Genomic DNA, 22818 nt, shown 5'->3' with positions numbered 1-22818 from the left:
GTCGGGTAGCTGTTTTAGGCCCGGTCGAGCAGTCGTATTCCGATGACGTTGTCGGACAGGCTTGCGGCAGTGACCATCACGGCGAGGATGATGCGCTCACTCCGCCAGTTCGGCGAGGACGGCACCGAGCTGGTCGATCGCCCAGACGAGGTCCTCCTCGGAGATGACGATCGGCGGGGCGAGACGGACGGTCGAGCCGTGCGTGTCCTTGGCCAGGACGCCATGGGCCATGAGCGCCTTGGAGACCTCGCGCCCGCTGGCCAGGGACGGGTCGATGTCGACGCCCGCCCACAGGCCGCGCCCGCGGACGGTGACCACGCCCTGGCCGATCAGGCCGCGCAGCCTCTCGTGCATGACCTCGCCGAGCTCCCTGGCCCGCGCCTGGTACTCGCCGGTGCCGAGCATCTCGATGACCGCGTTCGCGACCGCGCAGGCGAGGGGGTTGCCGCCGAAGGTGGAGCCGTGCTGCCCCGGCCTGATCACGCCGAGCACGTCCTCGTTCGCGGTGATCGCCGAGACCGGGACGACGCCGCCGCCCAGGGCCTTGCCCAGCACGTAGATGTCGGGGACGACGCCCTCGTGGTCGCAGGCGAAGGTGTCGCCGGTGCGGCCCAGACCCGACTGGATCTCGTCGGCGATCATCAGGATGTTCTCCGCGGTGCACAACTCGCGGACCTGGGTGAGGTACCCGTCCGGCGGGACCAGCACGCCGGCCTCGCCCTGGATGGGCTCCAGCAGCACCGCGACGGTGTTGGCGTCGATGGCCTCGTGGATCGCCTCGACGGAGCCGTACTTTACGATCTTGAAGCCGGGGGTGTACGGGCCGAAGCCGTCGTGGGCGTCGGGGTCGGTGGAGAAGCTGACGATCGTGGTGGTGCGACCGTGGAAGTTGTCCTCCATCACGATGATGTTGGCCTGCTCGGCGGCCACCCCCTTGACCTCGTAGCCCCACTTGCGGGCCACCTTGATCGCGGTCTCCACGGCCTCGGCGCCGGTGTTCATCGGCAGGACCATGTCCTTGCCGGTGAGGTCGCCCAGCCCGGCGGCGAAGGTGGCGAACTGGTCGTGAAAGAAGGCCCGGCTGGTCAGGGTGAGCCTGGACAGCTGCTCCTGGGCCGCTGTGATGATCTTCGGGTTGCCGTGCCCGAAGTTCAGCGAGGAGTAGCCGGACAGGCAGTCCAGGAACCGCCTGCCTTCCACGTCGACCACCCAGGCGCCCTGCGCCTCGGATATCACGACGGGCAGGGGATGGTAGTTGTGAGCGCTGCGGCGCTCGCTGAGCTCGATGAAGTCGTCCGTGCTGGTCATTCGATATCCGCCCCTCCTTGGTCCGTGGCCGTTTCGCCCGGCACTATCCCCTGATCTCCAGCGTGCAGCACTTCGGACCGCCCCCGGCCTTGCGGAGCTCCGACAGGTCCACGGGGACGACCTCGAAGCCCCGGCGCTTGAGCTCCAGCTGGAGGTTGGCGGCCTCGACGTTGATCACCACGTTGGTGCCGTCGCTGACCGCGTTGAGGCCCAGCACGGAGGCGTCGTCCTCACTCGCGATGATGGCGTCGGGGAAGAGAGAGCGGAGCACCTCCTGGCTTCCAGGGGAGAAAGCCCCTGGGAAGTATGCCACGTTGTGTCCGTTTAGCGGGAAGAGGGCGGTGTCCAGGTGGTAGAACCGCGGATCCACCAGCTGCAGGGTGACCACCGGCCGGCCGAGGAACTCCTGGGCCTCCTTGTGAGCGGTGATGTCGGTGCGGAAGCCGGTGCCGGCCAGCACCAGGTGGTCGAGGGTGAGGAAGTCCCCCTCGCCCTCGTTGGTGAAGGTCGCCTCGCGGACCCGCTGGTAGCCGTTGTCGACGAACCAGTCCAGGTAGGCGGGGCCCTCGGCCGCCCGCTGCGGGTGGGCGAACCGCGCGCCGTACACGCGGCCGCCGACCACCAGCGCCCCGTTGGCGGCGAAGACCATGTCCGGCAGGCCCTCCACCGGGTCGATGAGGCTGACGCGGTGACCGAGCTCCTGGTAGGCGCTCCTGAGCGTCTCCCACTGCCTGATCGCCACCTCACGGTCGGCTCCGGCCTCGGGATGCATCCACGGGTTGATCGCGTACTCAACCGTGAAGTGGTCGGGCCGACACATGAGGTAGTGCCTCGTCATGAATAACCCCGTATCGAAGGTCGTGAGTGAAATGCCGGCCCAATGGCGGCGACATCAGCCTAGGAAACGGTGTTCTCGCAGGCCAAGAGCTTGCCCTTGCGTTCTGGCGCGGGTTTCTTGCGCGCTTCAGGCGATGAACGGTGATTCGTTGTGCGGGGCGACGAACGGTTCGCCGCGCGAGGTCATGAGCGGTGCCTCGATCAGCCGGGAGAGCACGATGGAGCTCTTGGTCCGCACCACGAACGGCTCCGAGGCGATGCGCTCGATCACCCTCTCCACGTGCCGCACATCGGTGGCCCTGACGTGCAGCAGCGCGTCGGCCTCGCCGGTGATGGTGCACGCCGAGACCACCTCGGGATGGCGGCCGATGGCCACTCCGATCTCCGATGGCGAGGTCTTCCCCGCGCAGAACAGCTCCACGTAGGCCTCGGTGGTCCAGCCGAGCGCCGCGGGCTCCACCCTGGCGGTGAACCCGGTGATGGCACCGGTCTCGCGCAGCCGGTCCACCCGGCGTTTCACCGCCGACGCCGACAGGCCCACGCGCTGTCCGATCTCCGCGTATGTGGCTCGGGCGTCCTCGACGAGCGCCCCGATGATGTCGCGATCCAGCCTGTCCAGTTCCACGCTGACCTGTATATCGCTTCGGGTCCGTCCGGGCTCACGGCGAGTGGTGGCGACCCGCGGTCACCCCCGGTCCTGCTGATGAATGGAAATGCCGCCGGACAGGTGACCTGTCCGGCGGCATCCGCCAGGTGTGCGGTTTCCGGTCAGGTCTGCTCGGCCTCGCCGGTGGCCTGTTCCTGGGCCTCCTCGGGGGACGCCTCCAGGTCGTCGCCCGCCTGGGCGAGCGCCGTCTGCTTGTCCAGGCCGACCCAGCTCGTCACGCTCTCGACGGCGAACAGCACCCCGAGGTAGACGGTGAGCGCGGCCAGCACCCAGGTCAGCACGCCCAGCGCGGCACCGGCGCCGATCAGCAGCAGCCTGAGCTCCCAGCCCAGGCCGGCCCGGAAGACCCAGGGGGCCGGCCAGATGCTCTGCCGCGTCCGGTACACCGTGTCGTAGGTGTGGTAGCCGATCACGTAGATCAGCACGTACAGCAGCCACTTGGGCGCGTCGGCCGCCAGGCCGATCAGGATGATCGCGAGGAACTCGGCCCCGCGGATCAGCGGCGGCGCCAGCCAGTCGAGCTTGCCGAGATGGTCGCGGGCCGCGGTGGGCAGCACCAGGACGATCATGATCAGCACCGGGACGAGCAGGATCGGCCCGTCCACCAGCATCCCGGTCACCGCCATCGCGATGATCGCCAGCAGCGCGGCGAGCGTGGCGGGCACCGGGGGCAGCCCGGGTCCGACCTTGTCCCGCAGCAGCGTCACCAGCGGGCCGTCGTCGCGGTAGGCGAGCAGCCGCGCGGTCTGGATGCGCAGCCGCTCCTCGTACGGGTCCGGAGCGGGGATGGTCTGTGGCTGGGTGATCATGCGAGAGACCTCATCAGGCGTCCGGTGAGCGAGTAGGCGGCGCCGATGCCACCCCAGATGATCAGTGTCAGGAAGGTGACCCTGGCGTCGAACAGGGCGCTGACGATCGCGATGGCGGCGAAGCGCTCACCGATGGGGAACACGATCATCTTGCGGGCCCAGTGCACGGCCCGGAACCTGCCGGCCCTGCCCCACATCCTCAGCAGGTTGCGGATCCCGCCGGCCTGGGCGACCCTGCGCTGCTCCAGCGCCTGGCGAAGGCCGGTGTCGGCACTGACCGACAGCGGCACCGAGGGCAGCGGCGACGGGGGCTTGCGCCGGTTCGCCGCGCCGTAGGAGAAGTCGAGCAGGTGCTTGATGGACTGCACGCCGAGCGCGATCAGCGCCAGCGTCCACACGTCGCCCACACCTGAGACCGCCGCGCCGACCGCCAGACCGGCGAAGACCACGTACTCCTTGAACCGGTCGAAGGTCGCGTCCAGCCACGCCCCGAGCACGCCGAACTTGCGGGCGTACCGCGCCACCTGGCCGTCCACGCAGTCGAACACGAAGGCGAAGTAGATCAGCACACCGCCCGCGACCATCCCGGCCCGCTCGCCGGTGGCGAAGCAGAGCGCCGCGGCCACACCCAGCGCGATCGAGATCAGCGTGACCTGGTTGGGGGTCAGCCCCCGCCTGGCCGCCCAGCGGGCGATGAACCGGGAGTAGGTGCTGACGAAATAGGTGGTGAAGAAACCGTCGGCGCCCTTCACCGCGTTGTTCAGCCTGGCCCGGTCCTCGTCGAACGTGGCCATCTCCGCCGGCGCCTCGGTGGCCTGCTCGGGAGTGGACACCCGGCGGTAGAACAGGTCCCGGCGGCCGCGGACGCCGACCGAGACGCCCTTGCGGACCAGGCCCAGGACCAGCAACTGGACCAGGTCGTCGTCGGGGCCCAGCAGGTGGGCCATGTCGGCCAGCTCGCGGGCGGCCTCGGCGAGGACGGGCGCGTGCTTGTGGTGCAGGTGCAGCGGGCCGAGCAGGACCGCGTTGGGCCTGGTCACCGCATGGAAGGCCGAGCCCACCGAGATGATGCGGGACCTGCGGGCGCGTACCCGGACGGGCAGGTCCTCCAGCCTCCGGTCGCCGATCTCCGGCTGCGCCTCGTCGATCGGGACGTCGGGGACGATGGCGTCGCCGTTCTCGTCCTCCTCCCGCGGCTCCCTGACGATCAGCGCGAGCGCCCCGCGCTTCGACTTGGTGATCTGGTAGATCAGCTCGTCGTGGATCAGCGAGTTGGCGGGCAGGATGAGCAGGTTCTCGGTGGCGTCCTCGACCGCGTCGGCCAGGGCGCGCAGGTCGCCGGCCAGGTCGGAGGTCTCGACGAGCCTGCCGGGGAAACCGCGGTAGGCGGCGGCCTCGCTCGATCGGGCGATCGTCACCGGCTCGGAGTCGAGCGAGGCGAGCTGGCCGTGCAGCTTGCCGATCACCGTGGGGCAGCCGGCAAGCGCGGGCAGGGTCAACGCGGCGGGCGGCGTCGCCTGGCCGGTAGCGGCATAGGGGCCGGGCGATGAGCCCAGCAGGACCACGCGGGGCATGGCACCCTTTCGTGCGGAGACGGGTGTGAGGCGGTGTAGCGGAGGATACGTTGCGTCAGAGGCCAAAGTTTAGTGAGTTTTGGGCGAACAACACGCACCAGTGATCTATCCGTGTCGTTTGATCATGGTTGCACCTCTGCCAAGTGAACCGTCCCGCGCCCCCGCTACACTGTGCGGGTGAGTCTGTACCGTGATGACGGCATCGTGCTGCGCACCCACAAGCTGGGCGAGGCCGATCGCATCGTCACGGTCCTGACCCGGCGGATGGGCAAGATCCGGGGGGTCGCCAAGGGCGTCCGGCGCACGACATCACGATTCGGCAGCCGGCTCGAACCGTTCACCCATGTCGATCTCCAGCTGCACACCGGCCGCACCCTCGACGTGATCACCCAGGCCGAGACCATCCAGCCGTACGGCCGGCCGCTCGTCGCGGACTACCCGCGCTACACGGCGGGAACCGCGATGCTGGAGACCGCCGACCGTCTGATCATGGGAGAGAAGGAGCCGGCCCTTCGCCAGTTCCTGCTGCTGGTCGGCGGCCTGCGCACGCTCGGTTCCGGCGCCCACGAGGCCAGGCTCGTGCTGGACGCCTACTTCCTGCGCTCTCTCGCGGTCGCCGGTTACGCCCCCGCCCTGGAGGCCTGCGCCCGCTGCAAGGCGGTCTCGGTGCGGGCCTTCGCCATCGTGGCCGGCGGCGTGGTGTGCGGGGCCTGCCGTCCCGCGGGCGCGGCGGTGCCCGAGGGGGAGACCCTGGCCCTGATGGTCGCGCTCCTCAAGGGGGACTGGCCCACCGCCGACGCCTCGGGGCCCAGGCACCGGGCCGAGTGCAGCGGTCTGGTCGCCGCGTACCTCCAGTGGCACCTGGAACACGGCATACGCTCTCTCCGACACGTAGAAAGGGAGCTCGCCACGTGAACGTCCGCCCGCCCGTCCCGCACCCCTCCGGCGCAACCCCGCCCGCGATCCCGCGTGACCTCGTGCCGCGGCACGTGGCGATCGTGATGGACGGCAACGGCCGGTGGGCCAAGCAGCGGGGCCTGCCCCGTACCGAGGGGCACAAGGCGGGCGAGGCGTCGCTCTTCGACGTGATCGAGGGCGCGATCGAGCTCGGCATCCCCTACCTGTCGGCCTACGCCTTCTCCACGGAGAACTGGAAGCGCTCCCCTGACGAGGTCCGCTTCCTGATGGGTTTCAACCGCGACGTCATCCGCCGCCGCAGGGATCAGCTCCACGCGATGGGCGTGCGGGTCCGCTGGGCGGGCCGCCCCGGACGATTGTGGCGGAGCGTCATCCAGGAACTGCGCGACGCCGAGCAGATGACCGAGGGCAACTCCAAGCTGACCCTGCAGTTCTGCGTCAACTACGGCGGCCGTGCCGAGATCGTGGACGCCGCCCTGCGCCTGGCGCAGGACATCGCCGAGGGGAAGGTCAAGCCGGGCAGGGTGAAGGAGGAGACCTTCGCCCGCTACCTGGACGAGCCGCAGATCCCCGACGTCGACCTGTTCGTGCGCTCCTCCGGCGAGCAGCGCATCTCCAACTTCCTGATCTGGCAGACGGCGTACGCCGAGATGGTCTTCCTCAACCGCCTCTGGCCCGACTTCGACCGCCGTGATCTGTGGGAGGCCTGCGAGACGTACGCCAAGCGCGACAGGAGGTACGGCGGAGCCGTGCCGAACGTGGTCGCGGAATAACGGCGTGTCCCGGGCGCCCTCGACACGCCGCCAGGTGCGCCCGGTCGAACGCGGAGAGTGACGTCAGGCCCGGCGTCGCGCGCGATAGGCGGCCACGTGCATCCGGTTCCCGCAGGTGCGGCTGTCACAGTAGACCCGCGAGCGGTTGCGCGACTCGTCCACGAAGACGTGGTCGCAGTCCGGCGCCGAGCAGGTGCGCAGGCGCTCCCACTCGTCCTCGACGAGCAGGTGGGCCAGGGCGACCCCGATGTCGGCCGCCAGGTGCTCGTGGAGTGAGGCGTCCGGCGCGAAGTAGTGGACGTGCAGGGGGTGGCCGTCGTGCTCCGCCAGGCGCGGGGTGATGCGGGTCCCGCTCAGCAGGGTGTTGAGCCGGATGACCGCGGTGGGCTGGTCCGGGGCGGTGAAGACCTTGTGGAAGGCCTCGCGCAGGGCGCGCACCTGGGCCAGGTCGGCGGCGTCCAGTTCACCGATCCCGCTGACCTCCCAGCGTGCCACGAAGTCGCCGAGCTCCCGCAGATCGGTAAGGGTGTCCTCGCCTCCGGTGGAGGGGGAGGTGTTGACCAGGTCGACCGCGGTGGCGAGTGAGTGCACCATGTCATGTCCGAATGGCATGTTGACTCCTGTAGGAAGCGGTTACAGCGTGGGCTCGCGGTGGCTTGCCGTGTCGGAAGCGTATCTCTCCGGTGGACCTTCGTGCCTTCTCTCTCGCGCTCACATCGCGATGGCGTGCCATGTGAGCACCCGGCGGGCGTGATCTTCAGCGGCGCTGCGTCCGGTGCGCCCCGCCGCGTGCGCCGTGTCGCCCGGTGCGGTGCTCCGGGCGCGGATCGGTCACCCGGGACCCGGCCCGCCAGGGGATCCCGGCGGGCTCAGGCGCGGCTCGGCGTACGGGCCGGTTTGGCGGCTGTGGAGCAGACGGTGCAGGTCCCGAAGATCTCCAGGGTGTGGGTGATCTCGGTGAACCCGTGCTCGGAGCCGATGGCCTCGGCCCAGCGCTCCACCGCGGGTCCGGCCACCTCCACCGTACGGCCGCAGGTGCGGCAGACCAGGTGGTGGTGGTGGTCGCCGCTGGCGCACGCCCGGTAGACCGACTCGCCGTCGTCGGTTCTCAGCACGTCGACGTGACCGGTGTCGGCGAGCGCCTGGAGCGCCCGGTAGACGGTGGTCAGTCCGATCTTGGCGCCTTCCGCGCGCATCTCCGCGTAGACGTCCTGCGCGCTGCGGAAACCCTCACTCTGACGGAGGACCGCGTGGACGGCGTCACGCCTGTTGCTCATGGGCTGGACTCCTGAGGTCGACTTCGGCGTATGAATCTACCGAGCCCGAGGGCGAGGACGAACCCCGTGAGAGCAACGATCACGATGACCGCGCCCGGCGGGACCTCGACGTAGAAGGAGGAGGTCAGGCCGCCGACCGTGGAGATCATCCCGAAAAGCATGGAAAGCAGCATCGTGCTCGTGAAACCTCGGGTGAGCTGCTGGCTGGTCGCCACCGGCACCACCATCAGCGCGCTGACCAGAAGCAGTCCCACCACGCGCATGGCGATGACCACGGTCAGCGCGGCGGTCACGGCGATCAGCAGGCTGAGGAAGCGGACCGGCAGGCCGCCGGCCCTGGCGACCTCCTCGTCCTGGCAGAGCACGTAGAGCTCCCGCCCGAAGACGGCCAGCACGCCGAGGACCGCCGCCGCCAGCAGGCCGATCACCCACACGTCCTCGACGGGAACGCTGCTGATCGAGCCGAACAGGTAGGACGTCAAGGTGGCGTTGCTGCCGCCCGGGGCCAGCGAGATGAGCAGTACGCCCCCGGCGATGCCGCCGTAGAACAGCAGCGCGAGTGCCACGTCACCGCTGGTCCTGCCGCGCGCGCGGACCAGTTCGATGGCCACGGCGCCGAGCACGGAGACCAGCACGGCGGTCAGCACCGGGGCGGTCCCGGTCAGGAAGCCCAGGGCCACGCCGGTCAGCGCGACGTGCCCGATGCCGTCGCCCAGCAGGGCCAGGCGGCGCTGGACCATGAACGTGCCGATGGCGGGCGCGACCAGGCCGACGAGGAGGGCGGCGATCAGCGCCCGCCGCATGAAGTCGAACTGCAGAAGCTCGATCACGACGTGGGTCTCCAGTCGAGCGGGCTCACCGGCTCCTTCTCGGCGTGCGGGTGCACGTGGTCGTGGCCGGGCAGCGCGTGGGCGCCGACGGCGTGGGGCGGCGGGCCGTCGTGGCAGACGTACCCGTCCCGCAGGACCACCGCGCGGGTGATCAGAGGTTCCAGCGGGCCGAGCTCGTGCGCGACCAGCAGGACCGTCTTGCCCTGTTCCACGAGCACGGACAGGGTCTCGGCGAGGAGCTTCTGGCTCTCGGAGTCGACGCCGGCGGTGGGTTCGTCCATGACGAAGGTGTCGGGCTCCCCGGCGAGGGCGCGGGCGATCAGCACCCGCTGCTGCTGGCCGCCGGACAGGGCCTGCACCGGGTCGGCGGCGCGATGGGCCAGGCCGACGGCGGCCAGCGCCCGGCCCGTCGCCTCCCGGTCGGCCGCGCTGGTCGGCCGCAGGCGCCGCTGCCTGGCGATCCGTCCCGAGGCGACGACCTCGCGGATCGTGGTCGGCACGCCGCCGCCCACCGAGAGCCGCTGGGGCACGTAGCCGATCCGCCACCACTCGCGGAACCGGGCGGGAGGCCTGCCGTACAGCAGGGTCTCGCCGCCGGACAGGGGGATGAGGCCGAGCAGGGCGCGGATGAGGGTGGACTTCCCCGACCCGTTCGCGCCGAGTACGGCCACCGCCTCGCCGGGCTCGACGGACAGGTCGATCCCGCGGAGCACCGGGCGGCGGTCCAGGTTGACCTGGCCGCCGCTCATGGTGAAAACCGTTTTGCTGGATGTCACGTGTGGCCCTTACGAGCAGCTGAGCGCAGATTGGAGGACTTCAAGGTTCCGGCGCATGGCGGACGGGTAGTCGCCGTTCGCCGGCTGGCTTTCGACCGGGTCGAGGACCGCGGTCTTCGCACCGACCTCCTGGGCGAGAACCTCGGCGACCTTGGGGCTGACGAGGGTCTCGGTGAAAATCGTAGTCACTTTCTCCTGCTTGGCCACTTTTGCCACTTCAGCGAGGCGGGCGGGAGAGGGATCGGCCTCGGGATCGATTCCGCTGATGCCGACCTGGTGGAGCCGGTAGCGGTTGGCGAGATAGCCGAACGCGGCGTGGCTGGTGACGATCGCGCGGGAGGAGCAGGTGGCCAGGCCCTTGGCCAGCTCGCCGTCCAGGGCGGTGAGGCCGGCCGCGGTTTCGGCGGCCCGCTCCCGGTAGCCCTGCGCGTGCGCGGGGTCGGCTGCGGCGAGCCTCTCGCCGAGCCGGGTGGCGACCGTCGCGAAGCGGGCCGGGTCGAGCCAGAGGTGGGGGTCGTAGTCGACCTCCTCGTGGCCGTGCTCCTCCTCGCCTTCGTGGCCCTCCTCCCCGGCCGCGGGCAGGGTCGGGACCGAGGAGGCCACCTCGAAGCTCCGGTCGGCGGCGTGCTGTTCGACCGCCTCGTCCACGGCGGGCTGGATGCCCTTGATGTAGACGACGAGGCTCGTCTCCTGCAACCCGGCCACCTGGAGCGGGGACAGCTCCAGGTCGTGTGGCTCGACGCCGGGCTTGGTCAGGCCGGTGACCGTCACGTCGGGGCCGCCGACCTGCTCGGCGAGCCACTGCAGGGGATACATGGCCGCGGTGACGACGGGCTTGCCCGCCGCGGAGACGCCTGACGCCCCCCCGGGCGATTCACCGGCCGAGCCGATTTCGGCGCCGCAGGCGGTGGCGACAAAGGCGGCGGCCACGACCAGGCTCGCATTACGTATGCGGATACGTCGGGAGGACTCGGACATCATGTCATCCAGTATGCGCGCAAATGAAAATGGTTGTCAAAATCACCTGTGGGCTCGATGATCGCTGGCCCGGCGGACGGGGGCGGTTTCCGCGTCAGCCCGGTCGCCCCCGGTGCGACGGCTTCACGCGCCGGGTGCCCGCGACGTACGGGCGCCGCGGAGCCCGGGAGCGCGGTGCGCGCGGCGAGGGCCGGGCGGCGTCAGAAGGCGCCGAAGCGGTCGGCGGCGAGCAGGATCAGGAAGGTGAGCAGCGCGATGCGCAGCAGACGGCCCCCGGTCCCCAGGGACGGCCACGACATGTAGGCGAGCCAGCCGACGAACCCGATCACCGGAAGCACCGCGACGCCACCCCAGAAGGAGGTCACCGCGAAGCCGGTCAGCAGGAGGATCACCAGCACCACCGGGGCGATCCAGCGGGGGAGCTGGAACAGGAAGACCAGCGGGGCCGCGCTGCGCCGCTCGGCCTTCTTTCGCAGCCCGGTCGCCCCCGGTGTGAAGAACTGCTCGCCCGCGGGCAGCGGACGCCCGCCTCGCGGGCGCCGGGGCTGTGCCAGCGGATGTGCGGGGCGTTTCCCGTGCTTGTCGGCCACAGGCCGAGCCTAACGCCACAGCCCCCGCCGCGACACGCCCCGATGCCCGGTACGACACCGCGGCTCTCGCCCCGCCCGGTACGGGGCCGGAGGCGGGCTCTGGCATGCTGGGCGGATGCTCGCTGTCATCCGTTATTCGGTGCCGCCCGGCCAGACCGAGGAGTTCCTGGCCAGGGCCCACGAGATCGTCGACACCCTGGCCGGGCAGCCGGGGTACCTGCGCGGCAGGGTGTCGAGATCGGTGGACGAGCCGGAGCTGTGGGCGCTGGTCAGCGAGTGGGAGGGCGCCGGGTTCTACCGCAGGGCGCTGGGCGCGGCACGGATGGCGATGTATCCGCTGATGACGCTCATGATCAACGAGCCGAGCGCGTTCGAGGACGTCGACCGTCCCTGAGGTTCGGCGGAAGCTTTGCCGGAGTGAGGCGGGCGTCATGGTTTATCCGCACGTCCCGAGGGTCCGTCTCCCCTAAGCTGGATGTTCAATCAATTCCTCGCCGACCTCCAGCCGGATGGAGATTTTCCCTTATGGCACGCCGTACCGACATCATGGACACCATCGTCAGCCTCGCCAAGCGGCGCGGTCTTGTGTATCCCTCCAGCGAGATCTACGGCGGCCTGCGCGCGTCGTGGGACTACGGTCCACTGGGCGTGGAGCTCAAGAACAACGTGAAGCGGCAGTGGTGGAAGACCGTGGTGCAGGGCCGTGACGACGTGGTCGGTCTCGACTCCTGTGTGATTCTGGCCCGCGAGGTGTGGCAGGCCAGCGGTCACGTGGACACCTTCACCGACCCGCTGACCGAGTGCCAGGCGTGTCACAAGCGCTACCGCGCCGACCACCTCGAAGAGGCGTACAGCGAGAAGCACGGGAAGGACCCCGTCAACGGCCTGGCCGACATCACCTGCCCCAACTGCGGTAACAAGGGCTCCTTCACCCAGCCCAAGCAGTTCAGCGGCCTGCTGAAGACCTACCTCGGCGCGGTCGAGGACGAGTCGGGCCTCGCCTACCTGCGGCCGGAGACCGCCCAGGGCATCTTCATCAACTACCTCAACGTGCAGCAGTCGGCGCGCAGGAAGATCCCGTTCGGTATCGGCCAGATCGGCAAGTCGTTCCGTAACGAGATCACCCCGGGCAACTTCATCTTCCGTACCCGCGAGTTCGAGCAGATGGAGATGGAGTTCTTCGTCAAGCCGGGCAGCGACGAGGAATGGCACCAGTACTGGATCGACGAGCGCTTCCGCTGGTACACCGACCTGGGTATCAACCCCGACAACCTGCGTATCTACGAGCACCCGCAGGAGAAGCTGTCGCACTACTCCAAGCGGACCGTCGACATCGAGTACCGCTTCAACTTCACCGGCAGTGAGTGGGGCGAGCTCGAGGGCGTCGCCAACCGCACGGACTTCGACCTGACCGCGCACGGCAAGGCCTCCGGCACCGACCTCAGCTTCTTCGAGCAGGACACCGGCGAGCGCTACGTCCCGTACGTGATCGAGCCGGCCGCCGGTGTCGACCGCGCCACGCTCACCTTCCTGATCGACGCCTACACCGAGGACGAGGCGCCCAACGCCAAGGGCGTCATGGAGAAGCGCACGGTCATGCGGCTCGACCACCGGCTCGCGCCGGTCAAGGTCGCGGTGCTCCCGCTGTCGCGCAACGCCGACCTGTCGCCCAAGGCCAAGGACCTGGCCGCCCAGCTCCGCCGCCGGTGGAACGTCGAGTTCGACGACGCGGGCGCGATCGGCCGCCGCTACCGCCGCCAGGACGAGATCGGCACGCCGTTCTGCATCACCGTCGACTTCGACACTCTCGACGACCAGGCGGTGACCATCCGCGAGCGTGACTCGATGGCCCAGAAGCGGGTGGCCCTCGACCAGGTCGAGTCCTACCTCCGCCAGCACCTCAACGACTGAGGAAAGGCCCGCCCCGCGACGACACGGGAGCGACGGGGGCGGGGACGGTGGTGGCAGCCGGGTTTCGGGCCGTGCACGATCTAGGTTCGTACCATGCGACTGCTCGTTGTCGAGGATGAGGAAGACCTGGTCGAAGCCCTGCGGGTGGGGTTCGTCCGGGCTGGTTACGCGGTCTGCGTCGCCCGGGACACGGCGCAGGCCGCCGAGAGGCTGCAGGCCGACCCGTACGACGTGGTCCTGCTCGACCTCGACCTGTCCGGCCGTGACGGCTTCGAGCTGTGCCGCGCGCTGCGGCGGACCGCCCACGGCCGGACCGCGCGGATCATCATGGTGACCGCGCGGGACCGGCTGGACGACCGGCTTCTCGGGCTGGACGAGGGGCCCGACGACTACCTGGTCAAACCGTTCGCCTTTCCCGAACTGCTGGCCAGGGTGCGCGCGCTGCCGCACCGGGAGCAGGGCGACGACACCGCGATCTTGCAGGTGGGGGACCTGCGGCTGGACATCTCCAGGGCCGAGGCCCGGGCGCGGGGACGGGAGCTGGGGCTCACCCCGAAGGAGTTCGGCGTGCTGCGCTACCTGATGGCCCGCTGCGGGCACGTGGTCTCGGCGGAGGAACTGCTCGAGCACGTCTGGGGCGAGCACGCCGACCCCTTCACCAACACCGTGCGGGTGACGGTGGGCAATCTGCGACGCAAGCTCGGCGCCGAGGGCGTGATCGAGACCGTGATCAGTAGGGGGTACCGGCTGCGGGAGGGCTCCTGAGGCCGTTCCCCGCGACTCTGTATGAAAAGCCCGATTTATGTGGCGATGTAGCTGTGAGAGGGATCCTGAGGCGGCTCCCCCCTACCACAGTTCTGTATGAAAAACCCGAGTCATGCGGCGGTGTAGTTGATGCCCGGCCGGTCGCCGAGCCTGCCGTGAACGGCGTTGAAGCCGGAGAAATTGGTTTACACCAATTGGCGGGAGCCGGTTTCCGAAGTGATCAATATCATCGCGTATTTGGCCCAGATTTGAATTGGATTAGACCGGTTCACCTGCTCTGAGCTGGGAAAATGCAGTGTTGCCTGATGGGTGCCGTTTCGTCGTCTTGTTCGTCGGTAGAGTCCGCAGGGAGGCGGAATCAGACGCCGGTTTTGAAGTCGAAGAAGGAGCAACCGTGCCCAAGTACGTTTACGACTTCACCGAGGGCAACAAAGATCTCAAGGGTCTGCTCGGAGGTAAGGGGGCAAACCTCGCGGAGATGACCAATCTCGGGTTGCCGGTTCCCCCCGGCTTCACCATCACCACCGAGGCATGCCAGAACTTCCTGCGGGACGGGGTCATTCCCGAGGGAATGCGGGAGGAGGTCTCCGCGCACCTGGCCGCGCTGGAGGCCAAGATGGGGCGCCGACTGGGCCAGGCCGACGACCCACTCCTGGTGAGCGTGCGCTCGGGGGCCGCGTTCTCCATGCCCGGCATGATGGAGACCGTTCTCAACATCGGTCTGAACGACGAATCGGTCCACGGACTGGCCAAGCAGGCGAGTGGCAACGAGCGTTTCGCCTGGGACTCCTACCGGCGCCTCATCCAGATGTTCGGCAAGACCGTCCAGGGCATCGACGGTGAGCTCTTCGACGAGGCCCTGGAGGAGCTCAAGGCCGGCCGCCACGACCTGGAGCTGGAGGCGGCCGACTTCCGGCGCCTGGTCGCGACCTACAAGGACATCGTCCGTGCCCAGACCGGCGAGGACTTCCCCGCGGACCCCCACCGGCAGATGAGCATGGCGGTGGAGGCCGTGTTCAAGTCGTGGAACGCCCCGCGAGCCGTCCTCTACCGCCGTCAGGAACGCATTCCGGCCGACCTGGGCACTGCGGTCAGCGTCTGTTCGATGGTCTTCGGCAACTGCGGCATGGACTCCGGAACCGGTGTGGCCTTCACCCGCGACCCCGGCTCGGGACAGCAGGGCGTCTACGGCGACTACCTGCAGAACGCCCAGGGCGAGGACGTGGTCGCGGGCATCCGCAACACCATGCCGCTGCAGGAGCTGGAGAGCCTCGACAAGGCCGTCTACGACGAGCTCATGCGGATCATGGAGACGCTGGAGAACCACTACCGGGACCTGTGCGACATCGAGTTCACCGTCGAGCGCGGCAGGCTCTGGATGCTCCAGACCCGGGTGGGCAAGCGGACCGCGGGCGCGGCCTTCCGCATCGCCGTGCAGCTCGCCGACCAGGGGCTGATCAACCTCGACGAGGCCGTGACCCGGGTGACCGGCCACCAGCTCGCCCAGCTCATGTTCCCCCGCTTCGCCGCCGACTCCGGCGGCGAGGTGATCGCCAAGGGGATGAACGCCTCACCGGGCGCGGCCGTCGGCAAGGCCGTCTTCTCCACCGAGCGGGCCGTCGAACTCGCCGCGCGGGGAGAGGCGGTCATCCTGGTCCGCAGGGAGACCAACCCCGACGACCTGGCCGGGATGATCGCCGCCCAGGGCGTCCTGACAAGCCGCGGCGGCAAGACCTCGCACGCCGCCGTGGTCGCCAGGGGCATGGGCAAGACCTGCGTCTGCGGGGCCGAGGAACTGGAGGTCTCGGTCAAGGACCGCAGGTTCACCACGTCTTCCGGCATCGTGGTCTCCGAGGGTGACGTCATCTCCATCGACGGCACCAGCGGGACCGTCTACCTCGGTGAGGTGCCCGTGGTCCCCTCTCCGATCGTGGAGTACTTCGAGGGGGTGGGCGACCAGGACGACGAGCTCGTCGGCGCCGTGCACCGGATCATGTCCCACGCCGACGAGGTACGCCGGATGGCCGTGCGCGCCAACGCCGACAACGCCGAGGACTCCGCCAGGGCGCGCAGGTTCGGTGCCCAGGGCATCGGGCTCTGCCGTACCGAGCACATGTTCCTCGGCGAGCGTCGCAGCCTGGTCGAGGACCTGGTGCTGGCCACCTCCGAGGAGGGGCGTGAGCGGGCACTGGCCGCGCTGGAACCGCTGCAGAGGGCGGACTTCACGGGGATCTTCCAGGCGATGGAGGGGCTGCCCGTCACGATCCGCCTGATCGACCCGCCGCTCCACGAGTTCCTGCCCGACTTCACCGAGCTGTCGGTGAAGGTCGCCCTCGCGGGCGACGGGGCGGAGAAGAAGGACCGCGAACTGCTGGCCGCGCTCAAGCGGCTCCACGAGCAGAACCCGATGCTGGGCCTGCGCGGTGTCCGGCTCGGCCTGGTCATCCCCGGCGTGTTCGCCATGCAGGTCCGGGCGATCGCGGCGGCGGCCAAGGCCGTGCCCGGCAGCCGCGCGGAGATCATGATTCCGCTCGTGGCCGCGGTCCAGGAGCTGGAGCACGTCAAGGACGAGGCGCGGAAGATCCTTGCCGAGGCCGGGGTCGAGGCGCTGATCGGCACGATGATCGAGGTGCCGCGCGCGGCGCTGACCGCCGGCCAGATCGCCGAGGCCGCCCAGTTCTTCTCCTTCGGCACCAACGACCTGACCCAGATGACCTGGGGTTTCTCTCGCGACGACGTCGAGGCCGCGTTCTTCTCCAAGTACTTCGAGCTTGGCGTCTTCGGTGTCTCCCCGTTCGAGACCCTGGACCGTGACGGCGTCGGCAGGCTCGTCGGCATCGCCGCGGAGGAGGGCCGCAAGGTCCGGCCCGACCTGAAGCTGGGCATCTGCGGCGAGCACGGCGGAGACCCCGACTCGATCCACTTCTGCCACCAGATGGGTCTGGACTACGTGTCCTGCTCGCCGTTCCGTGTCCCGGTCGCCCGGCTGGAGGCCGCTCGCGCCACCCTGGCCCGCGCCGGATCCGACACTCGCTGACCTCCGGATCTCCCCCGGAACTTCGCGGGTGTGCCGCCTCCGGCACCGCCGGAGGCGACACCCGCGGAGTCGGGCCCCGTGGTCGTCCCACCGCGCCGGGGCGGCCCCGGGGTCCGGTACGAGCCGGGGCAAAGGTCACGGGTCCCGGTAACCAGGTGTTTTCTCGCCGTTCCGCATAGTGCTCTCCTTTCGCGGATAAAATCACTGCACTTATGCATGGCTATGACGAACACGACCAGGTCAGGTGGGTGCCGGAACCTCCCGGCAACCCCGGCAGAAACCCGTTCGGGCGTGATCGGGCACGCGTGCTGCACAGCGCCGGGCTGCGGCGGCTCGCCGCCAAGACCCAGGTCGTCGGCCCGGGAGAGACCTTCGGCAGCGGCCAGCACATCCCCCGAACCCGCCTTACCCACTCGCTGGAGTGCGCGCAGATCGGCCGGGAGATGGGTGAGGCGCTGGGCAGGAACCCCGACCTGGTGGAGACCGCCTGCCTGGCCCATGACCTCGGCCACCCGCCGTTCGGCCACAACGGGGAGACGGCGCTCAACGAACTCGCCGCCGGGTGCGGCGGCTTCGAGGGCAACGCGCAGAGCCTGCGCCTGCTGACCCGGCTGGAGGCCAAGGTGGTCACCGAGGACGGCCGTAGCGCCGGCCTCAACCTCACCCGCGCCGCTCTGGACGCGGCGGTCAAATACCCGTGGACCAGGGAAAGAAGTGCCAAGTACTGCGTCTACGACGATGACCTGCCGGTCTTCGAGTGGATCAGGGAGGGCGCACCCGAGGGACGGGTCAGCTTCGAAGCCCAGATCATGGACTGGGCCGACGACGTCGCCTACTCCGTGCACGACCTGGAAGACGCGCTCCACTCGGGCAACGTGGTGCTGGAGGCGATGCGCGACCCGGCGGAGCGCCGGGAGGTCTGCGCGACCACCCGCGAGTGGTACGCCCCCGACGCGGAGCCCGGCGAACTGGAGGATCTCTTCGGGCGCCTGATCACCCAGCCGCTCTGGCCCCGCCACTTCGACCGCTCGCTCGCCGACCTCGCCGCGATCAAGGGACTCACCAGCTCGCTCATCGGCCACTTCTGCAGGTCCGCCGAGGTGGCCACCCGCGAGGCGTACGGCCCGGCCGCCGGGCGCTACAGCGCCGACCTGATCGTGCCCAGGGCCACCCGGCTGGAGTGCGCGCTGCTGAAGGGGGTCACCGCCCACTACGTGATGGCCAGCGACGCGCACAACGCCAACCAGGCCAGGCAGCGCGAGCTGATCCACGACCTGGCCCACCAGATCATGCTGGGTGCCCCCGGCACCCTGGAACCGGCTTTCAGGCCCGCCTTCACCAGGGCGGCGGGGAACGCCGATCGGCTCCGCGTGGTCATCGACCAGATCGCCTCGCTCACCGACACCTCCGCGGTCGCCTGGCACCGCCACCTGGCGGGTCACTGACCCGCTGTCGCGCTCAGCCGCCGCCCAGTGTGATCTGCTCCTGCTCCTCGGGCTCTTCCGGCTTCTTGGTGGGCTTCTTCGTCGGCGCCGGCTTCGACGCGCAGAGGGTGACGCACCTGGGAGCCGCCCCGGTCCGGTTCATCACGGCCCGCATCTCGTCGGCCGGAGAGAGCGTGGGGTTGCCCTTCAGCCAGGCGTCCAGATAGTCCCACGGCTTGACCATGCCCCGGCGGACCCACCACAGCGAGGGATCGGCCTTCCAGGAGATCGCGAAATAGAGGTTGCTGGCCGTGGAGCGGGCGTTGCCCGAGTTGCCGATCTGGCCCAGGACCTGGCCGGCGCTGACGCGCAGCCCCGGCCGGACCTCCGGGGCCACCTTGTCCAGGTGGCCGCCCAGGTAGCGCACGCCGTCGTCGCCGATGACCGTGACGAAGCGCCCCTCACGGTCGGCGCCGCGATCGGTGGACGGCTTCCAGCGGTTCTTGACGTTGACCTCGTCGACCACGCCGTTCACCGGCGAGACGAAGGAGCAGCCCTTGGCCGCCCAGATCGTGGTCTTGGGCAGTACCAGAAGCCTGCTCTGGTAGTTGACCGAGCAGCCCTTCACCGGGAAGACATAGCTGTGTTCGGAAACCTTCGGCGGTGGAACCCGCACCGGGGGGTCGGCCTTGGGACGGTCGACCGCCGTCTGCGGGGCGGGGGTCGGCGTCGCCTCGGGCATGGTCGCGGTGACCGAGGCCGGTGCCCCGGCGGCAGCCTCGGACTCGAAGCTCGGAGCCGCCGTGCCGATGCCCGCCACCCCACCCGGCGACGCGCAGGCTCCGGTGACGAGTACCGCACCTGTCACAGCGGCCAATCGTGCTATATGCCCCGATCGCATGATCTCCACCCGCGTACATTATCGAGAATCCGCCTTTACCTTTGTAACCGACGTCATGGTTGGTCACGACCGCTTCGGGAAAGTCATCGTTCCTCCTGTCCCTCCCGTCCCGGCGGCACCGCTGCCACCCGTCCGGAGGCGGACCGGGCCGACTGCTCCGACCTGTCGGGGGGCCGGACTAGACTCGCGGCGTGGCAGGCCGGATCAGTGACGAGGACATCGCGCTCGTACGGGAGCGCTCACCGATCGCCGACATCGTGGGCGAGCACATCCAGCTCCGCAACGCGGGCGGCGGCAACCTGAAAGGGCTCTGCCCCTTCCACGAGGAGAAGAGCCCGTCGTTCAACGTGACCCCCACCCGGGGGTACTGGTACTGCTTCGGCTGCGCCGAGGGCGGTGACGTCATCACCTTCGTCCGGCGCCTGGAGCACCTGTCGTTCGGCGAGGCGGTCGAGCGGCTGGCCGGCCGGGCGGGCATCCAGCTCCGCTACGAGCAGGGCGGATACGTCCCGGGACGCGAGCAGGGCGAGCGCACCCGCCTGATCGAGGCCCATCGGGCGGCGGCCGAGTTCTACGCCTCGAAGCTGTCCGCGCCCGACGCCGCGATCGGGCGCAGGTTCCTGTCGGAGCGCGGGTTCGAGCGGGTCGACGCCGAGCGTTTCGGCGTCGGGTACGCCCCGGCCGAGTGGGAGGCGCTCTCGCGGCACCTGATGGCCAAAGGGTTCACCAGCGCGGAACTGATCAAGGGAGGGCTGGCCAAGGAGGGGCGGCGCGGCCCGATCGACCGCTTCCGAGGACGGCTGGTCTGGCCTATTCGCGATATAACCGGCGATGTCATTGGTTTCGGCGCGCGGAAGTTGAACGACGCCGAAGACGGGCCGAAGTATTTGAACACCCCGGAAAGCCCGCTCTATAAGAAGAGCGAGGTTCTCTACGGTGTCGACCTGGCCAAACGCGAGATCTCCAAGCGCTCCCAGGCCGTGATCGTCGAGGGCTACACCGATGTGATGGCCTGCCACCTGTCGGGCGTGCCGACGGCGGTGGCCACCTGCGGCACCGCGTTCGGCGAGGAGCACATCAAGGTGCTCCGGCGGCTGCTGCTCGACCACACGGGCTCCCAGGGCGAGGTGGTCTTCACCTTCGACGGTGACTCCGCCGGGCAGAAGGCGGCGCTGCGCGCCTTCGCCGACGAGCAGAAGTTTGCCACCCAGACCTTCGTGGCGGTGCAGGCGGACGGGCTCGACCCGTGCGACCTGCGCATCAGGCACGGCGAGGCGGCCGTGCGCGACCTGATCGCCGGCCGGGAGCCGCTGTTCGCCTTCGCCATTCGCAGCGTGATCTCCCGCTACGACGCGAGCACCAACGAGGGGCGGCTCGCCGGACTCGACGCCGCGGCGCCCATCGTGGCCCGGATCAAGGACCAGGGGCTGCGCAAGCTGTACGCGGTGAGCCTGGACCGCTGGCTCGGTTTCAACGACGAGAGCTTCGTGCTGGACCGGATCATGGAGGTGTCCCTGCGGGCACAGCCGGGTCCCCGTCAGAAGGCCAGGCCGAGGAAGGTCGCGGACCTGACCGATCCCACCGTCAGGACCGAGGCCGAGGTTCTCAAACTGGCGGTGCAGCGTCCCGCGCTGCTCGGCCCGGAGTTCGACGTGATGGGCGGGGAGGCGTTCACCCTTCCCGAGCATCTCGCCCTCTACAAGCTCATCGCCGACGCGGGCGGCACGGCGGCGGCCGGAGCCGGTGGGCGAGAGTGGGTGGACCGGTTGCTGAACGGCGTGAGCGACTCCCTGAGAGGGCTCCTGACCCGTTTCGCGGTCGAGGAGATCCGCGCCGACCTGACGAGCGAGGAACGGTACGCGGCGGGGCTGCTGGTGGCACTCGAACTGATCGCCGTCACCCGCGTGCTCGATCAGCTCAAATCACGCATGGAGCGGACCAATCCCGTCGAGGAACCGGAGGAGTACAAGCGGCTGTACGCGGAACTGGTCGCGCTCGAGCAGCAGCGGCGCGTGCTGAGGGAACGCGCCGCCGCGAGCTGATCGCGTAATTGGCTTTAATATCCGCGAGGCGATTCCACCAAACCCGAATAAGGTCTCAATTCGATAATGATCGCAGCCTTACCTTCGGTGACAAAAATAGGTCTGCCATTTAGGGGACCCAATACAGCAGACTGTCTCCCGTGGGTGCATCGGTGCTGCCAAGTGGGCCGCCATCGGTAGACCAGGTGGCCGACCTCGTCACGAAGGGAAGGGAGCGCGGAAGCGTCACGGTCGATGACGTGGCCGCCGCTCTCGACAAGTCCGAGCTGCCGTCCGACGCGCTTGAACGCGTCGTCCGCATGCTCGCCGAGCACGGAGTGGAGGTCCTCGAGCCCCAGAGCGACGAGGAACCCGCCCGGTCCGATGAGGAGGATATCGGGAAAAGGGCTCCTACCAGCGATCTCGTCCGGATCTACCTGCGGGAGATCGGTCGTGTGCCCCTGCTCACGGCCGAGGAGGAGGTGGAGCTCGCCAAGTCCATCGAGGCGGGCCTGTTCGCCGAGGACAAGCTGACCAGCGTCGTCTCACGCCTGGTCTTCCCGGAGTTCAAGGAACTCGCCTGGCAGGGCACGCGGGCCAAGCAGCGGCTGATCGAGGCCAATCTGCGGCTGGTCGTGTCAATCGCCAAAAGATATGTGGGGCGCGGCATGCTGTTCCTGGATCTCATCCAGGAGGGCAACCTCGGGCTCATCCGGGCGGTCGAGAAATTCGACTACACCAAGGGCTACAAGTTCTCCACATATGCCACCTGGTGGATTCGCCAGGCGATCACCAGGGCCATCGCGGACCAGGCGCGCACCATTCGGATTCCGGTGCACATGGTCGAGACGATCAACAAGCTGGTGCGTGTCCAGCGCCAGCTCCACCAGGACCTCGGCCGCGAGCCCGCGCCCGAGGAGATCGCCCTGGAGATGGACCTGCCGATCGACAGGGTGATCGAGATCCAGCGGATCGCCCAGGAGCCGGTCTCGCTCCAGTCGCCGATCGGTGAGGAGGACTCCGACCTCGGTGACTTCATCGAGGACGCGGACGCGGTGGTCCCGATGGAGGCGGCGGCCTTCATCATGTTGCAGGACCAGCTCGACGACATCCTCGCGACGCTCTCAGATCGGGAACAGCGCATCATCCAGCTGCGCTTCGGGCTCGCGGACGGCCACCCCCGGACGCTGGAGGAGGTCGGCAGGGAGTTCGGCGTGACGCGCGAGCGCATCCGTCAGATCGAGTCGAAGACCCTCGCCAAGCTACGCCACCCGACAAGGGCGCAGATGCTCCGCGACTACCTCGACTGAGGAGCCGTACGGCGCGGCTCACGGACGAGAGCTGCCGACGCGCCGCCCGGTGGACGTCCGCATCCGCGACTGGCGGGAGGTCTACGAGGACTTCCCCAAGCCCGCGCTGACC

At 69.2% G+C, this 22818-nt stretch carries 21 protein-coding genes; 9 read left to right on the top strand and 12 right to left on the bottom strand.

The features are described 5' to 3' along the window. Positions 1–96: 96 nt before the first annotated feature. From rocD to ABT130_RS40640, 5 genes are all read right to left on the bottom strand, one after another. A complete protein-coding gene (gene rocD, locus ABT130_RS40660; protein ID WP_350964881.1) occupies positions 97–1308 on the bottom strand; it encodes an ornithine--oxo-acid transaminase in 1212 nt (403 codons plus the stop codon). A gap of 43 nt (positions 1309–1351) precedes the next feature. Then, positions 1352–2146 carry a dimethylargininase gene (gene ddaH, locus ABT130_RS40655; RefSeq protein ID WP_350964879.1) on the bottom strand — a complete coding sequence of 265 codons (795 nt, stop codon included), beginning with the start codon at positions 2144–2146 and terminating at the stop codon, positions 1352–1354. Between the two features lie 126 nt (positions 2147–2272). After that, on the bottom strand, positions 2273–2770 hold the full coding sequence (locus ABT130_RS40650) for an Lrp/AsnC family transcriptional regulator (protein ID WP_350913324.1): 498 nt from the start codon (positions 2768–2770) through the stop codon (positions 2273–2275). A gap of 143 nt (positions 2771–2913) precedes the next feature. Beyond that, positions 2914–3621, bottom strand: a complete 708-nt coding sequence (locus ABT130_RS40645; RefSeq protein ID WP_350913327.1) for a DUF5941 domain-containing protein — start codon at positions 3619–3621, stop codon at positions 2914–2916. Then, positions 3618–5195 carry a CDP-alcohol phosphatidyltransferase family protein gene (locus ABT130_RS40640; RefSeq protein WP_350964876.1) on the bottom strand — a complete coding sequence of 526 codons (1578 nt, stop codon included), beginning with the start codon at positions 5193–5195 and terminating at the stop codon, positions 3618–3620. Before ABT130_RS40640 ends, ABT130_RS40645 begins: the two co-directional genes overlap by 4 nt. A 177-nt stretch (positions 5196–5372) precedes the next feature. Here ABT130_RS40640 and recO point away from each other — a divergent pair, with 177 nt between their 5' ends. After that, entirely contained in the window at positions 5373–6110 is a 738-nt protein-coding gene (recO, locus tag ABT130_RS40635; RefSeq protein ID WP_350913331.1) for a DNA repair protein RecO, read from the top strand. Further along, positions 6107–6886, top strand: coding sequence for an isoprenyl transferase (locus ABT130_RS40630; RefSeq protein WP_350913334.1), 780 nt, complete (start codon positions 6107–6109; stop codon positions 6884–6886). The genes recO and ABT130_RS40630 overlap by 4 nt, the downstream gene beginning before the upstream one ends. Positions 6887–6949: 63 nt before the next feature. Here the strand turns inward: ABT130_RS40630 and ABT130_RS40625 are convergent, their stop codons facing one another. From ABT130_RS40625 to ABT130_RS40600, 6 genes are all read right to left on the bottom strand, one after another. After that, positions 6950–7498 carry a CGNR zinc finger domain-containing protein gene (locus ABT130_RS40625; protein WP_343978465.1) on the bottom strand — a complete coding sequence of 183 codons (549 nt, stop codon included), beginning with the start codon at positions 7496–7498 and terminating at the stop codon, positions 6950–6952. A 257-nt stretch (positions 7499–7755) separates the two neighbouring features. Beyond that, positions 7756–8163, bottom strand: coding sequence for a Fur family transcriptional regulator (locus tag ABT130_RS40620; RefSeq protein ID WP_350913337.1), 408 nt, complete (start codon positions 8161–8163; stop codon positions 7756–7758). Beyond that, entirely contained in the window at positions 8160–8993 is an 834-nt protein-coding gene (locus tag ABT130_RS40615; protein ID WP_350913340.1) for a metal ABC transporter permease, read from the bottom strand. The genes ABT130_RS40620 and ABT130_RS40615 overlap by 4 nt, the downstream gene beginning before the upstream one ends. Next, positions 8990–9742, bottom strand: coding sequence for a metal ABC transporter ATP-binding protein (locus ABT130_RS40610; RefSeq protein ID WP_350964883.1), 753 nt, complete (start codon positions 9740–9742; stop codon positions 8990–8992). Before ABT130_RS40610 ends, ABT130_RS40615 begins: the two co-directional genes overlap by 4 nt. Before the next feature lie 36 nt (positions 9743–9778). Further along, positions 9779–10750, bottom strand: a complete 972-nt coding sequence (locus ABT130_RS40605) for a metal ABC transporter substrate-binding protein (protein WP_350964873.1) — start codon at positions 10748–10750, stop codon at positions 9779–9781. 197 nt (positions 10751–10947) lie between these two features. Further along, positions 10948–11337, bottom strand: coding sequence for a DUF6703 family protein (locus tag ABT130_RS40600; protein ID WP_350964871.1), 390 nt, complete (start codon positions 11335–11337; stop codon positions 10948–10950). 115 nt (positions 11338–11452) lie between these two features. Between ABT130_RS40600 and ABT130_RS40595 the strand changes: the two genes are divergently transcribed. From ABT130_RS40595 to ABT130_RS40575, 5 genes are all read left to right on the top strand, one after another. Then, entirely contained in the window at positions 11453–11731 is a 279-nt protein-coding gene (locus ABT130_RS40595) for an antibiotic biosynthesis monooxygenase family protein (protein WP_350913351.1), read from the top strand. 131 nt (positions 11732–11862) lie between these two features. Next, complete coding sequence (locus ABT130_RS40590; protein WP_350913354.1) at positions 11863–13248, top strand: glycine--tRNA ligase; 1386 nt, start codon at positions 11863–11865, stop codon at positions 13246–13248. A gap of 93 nt (positions 13249–13341) precedes the next feature. Next, positions 13342–14013 (top strand): response regulator transcription factor, encoded by a 672-nt coding sequence (locus ABT130_RS40585; protein ID WP_350913357.1) that lies wholly within the window; start codon positions 13342–13344, stop codon positions 14011–14013. Positions 14014–14407: 394 nt separating this feature from the next. Then, entirely contained in the window at positions 14408–17050 is a 2643-nt protein-coding gene (ppdK, locus tag ABT130_RS40580; RefSeq protein ID WP_350913359.1) for a pyruvate, phosphate dikinase, read from the top strand. Positions 17051–17262: 212 nt separating this feature from the next. Then, a complete protein-coding gene (locus tag ABT130_RS40575) occupies positions 17263–18495 on the top strand; it encodes a deoxyguanosinetriphosphate triphosphohydrolase (protein ID WP_350913362.1) in 1233 nt (410 codons plus the stop codon). A gap of 13 nt (positions 18496–18508) precedes the next feature. Here the strand turns inward: ABT130_RS40575 and ABT130_RS40570 are convergent, their stop codons facing one another. Then, on the bottom strand, positions 18509–19342 hold the full coding sequence (locus ABT130_RS40570) for a M23 family metallopeptidase (protein ID WP_350964868.1): 834 nt from the start codon (positions 19340–19342) through the stop codon (positions 18509–18511). A gap of 224 nt (positions 19343–19566) precedes the next feature. On the opposite strand from ABT130_RS40570, the gene dnaG reads away from it, so the two are divergent. Together dnaG and rpoD are read left to right on the top strand one after the other, a co-directional pair. Further along, positions 19567–21417, top strand: coding sequence for a DNA primase (gene dnaG, locus ABT130_RS40565; RefSeq protein ID WP_350964866.1), 1851 nt, complete (start codon positions 19567–19569; stop codon positions 21415–21417). Positions 21418–21602: 185 nt separating this feature from the next. Further along, entirely contained in the window at positions 21603–22706 is a 1104-nt protein-coding gene (gene rpoD / locus ABT130_RS40560) for an RNA polymerase sigma factor RpoD (RefSeq protein ID WP_386271728.1), read from the top strand. Positions 22707–22818: the final 112 nt, after the last annotated feature.

It is taken from the genome of Streptosporangium sp. NPDC001681 (genome assembly GCF_040298085.1).
In the GTDB taxonomy this organism is placed as follows: Bacteria; Actinomycetota; Actinomycetes; order Streptosporangiales; family Streptosporangiaceae; genus Streptosporangium.
This window is presented reverse-complemented; position numbering and strand designations above follow the sequence as displayed.

What these genes read in the sequence shown, in the direction of transcription:
- rocD (WP_350964881.1), bottom strand. Translation starts at nt 1,308, where the DNA reads ATGACCAGCACGGACGACTTCATCGAGCTCAGCGAGCGCCGCAGCGCT.
- ddaH (WP_350964879.1), bottom strand. Translation starts at nt 2,146, where the DNA reads ATGACGAGGCACTACCTCATGTGTCGGCCCGACCACTTCACGGTTGAG.
- ABT130_RS40645 (WP_350913327.1), bottom strand. Translation starts at nt 3,621, where the DNA reads ATGATCACCCAGCCACAGACCATCCCCGCTCCGGACCCGTACGAGGAG.
- ABT130_RS40640 (WP_350964876.1), bottom strand. Translation starts at nt 5,195, where the DNA reads ATGCCCCGCGTGGTCCTGCTGGGCTCATCGCCCGGCCCCTATGCCGCT.
- ABT130_RS40625 (WP_343978465.1), bottom strand. Translation starts at nt 7,498, where the DNA reads ATGCCATTCGGACATGACATGGTGCACTCACTCGCCACCGCGGTCGAC.
- ABT130_RS40620 (WP_350913337.1), bottom strand. Translation starts at nt 8,163, where the DNA reads ATGAGCAACAGGCGTGACGCCGTCCACGCGGTCCTCCGTCAGAGTGAG.
- ABT130_RS40610 (WP_350964883.1), bottom strand. Translation starts at nt 9,742, where the DNA reads ATGAGCGGCGGCCAGGTCAACCTGGACCGCCGCCCGGTGCTCCGCGGG.
- ABT130_RS40605 (WP_350964873.1), bottom strand. Translation starts at nt 10,750, where the DNA reads ATGATGTCCGAGTCCTCCCGACGTATCCGCATACGTAATGCGAGCCTG.
- ABT130_RS40595 (WP_350913351.1), top strand. Translation starts at nt 11,453, where the DNA reads ATGCTCGCTGTCATCCGTTATTCGGTGCCGCCCGGCCAGACCGAGGAG.
- ABT130_RS40590 (WP_350913354.1), top strand. Translation starts at nt 11,863, where the DNA reads ATGGCACGCCGTACCGACATCATGGACACCATCGTCAGCCTCGCCAAG.
- ABT130_RS40585 (WP_350913357.1), top strand. Translation starts at nt 13,342, where the DNA reads ATGCGACTGCTCGTTGTCGAGGATGAGGAAGACCTGGTCGAAGCCCTG.
- ABT130_RS40575 (WP_350913362.1), top strand. Translation starts at nt 17,263, where the DNA reads ATGCATGGCTATGACGAACACGACCAGGTCAGGTGGGTGCCGGAACCT.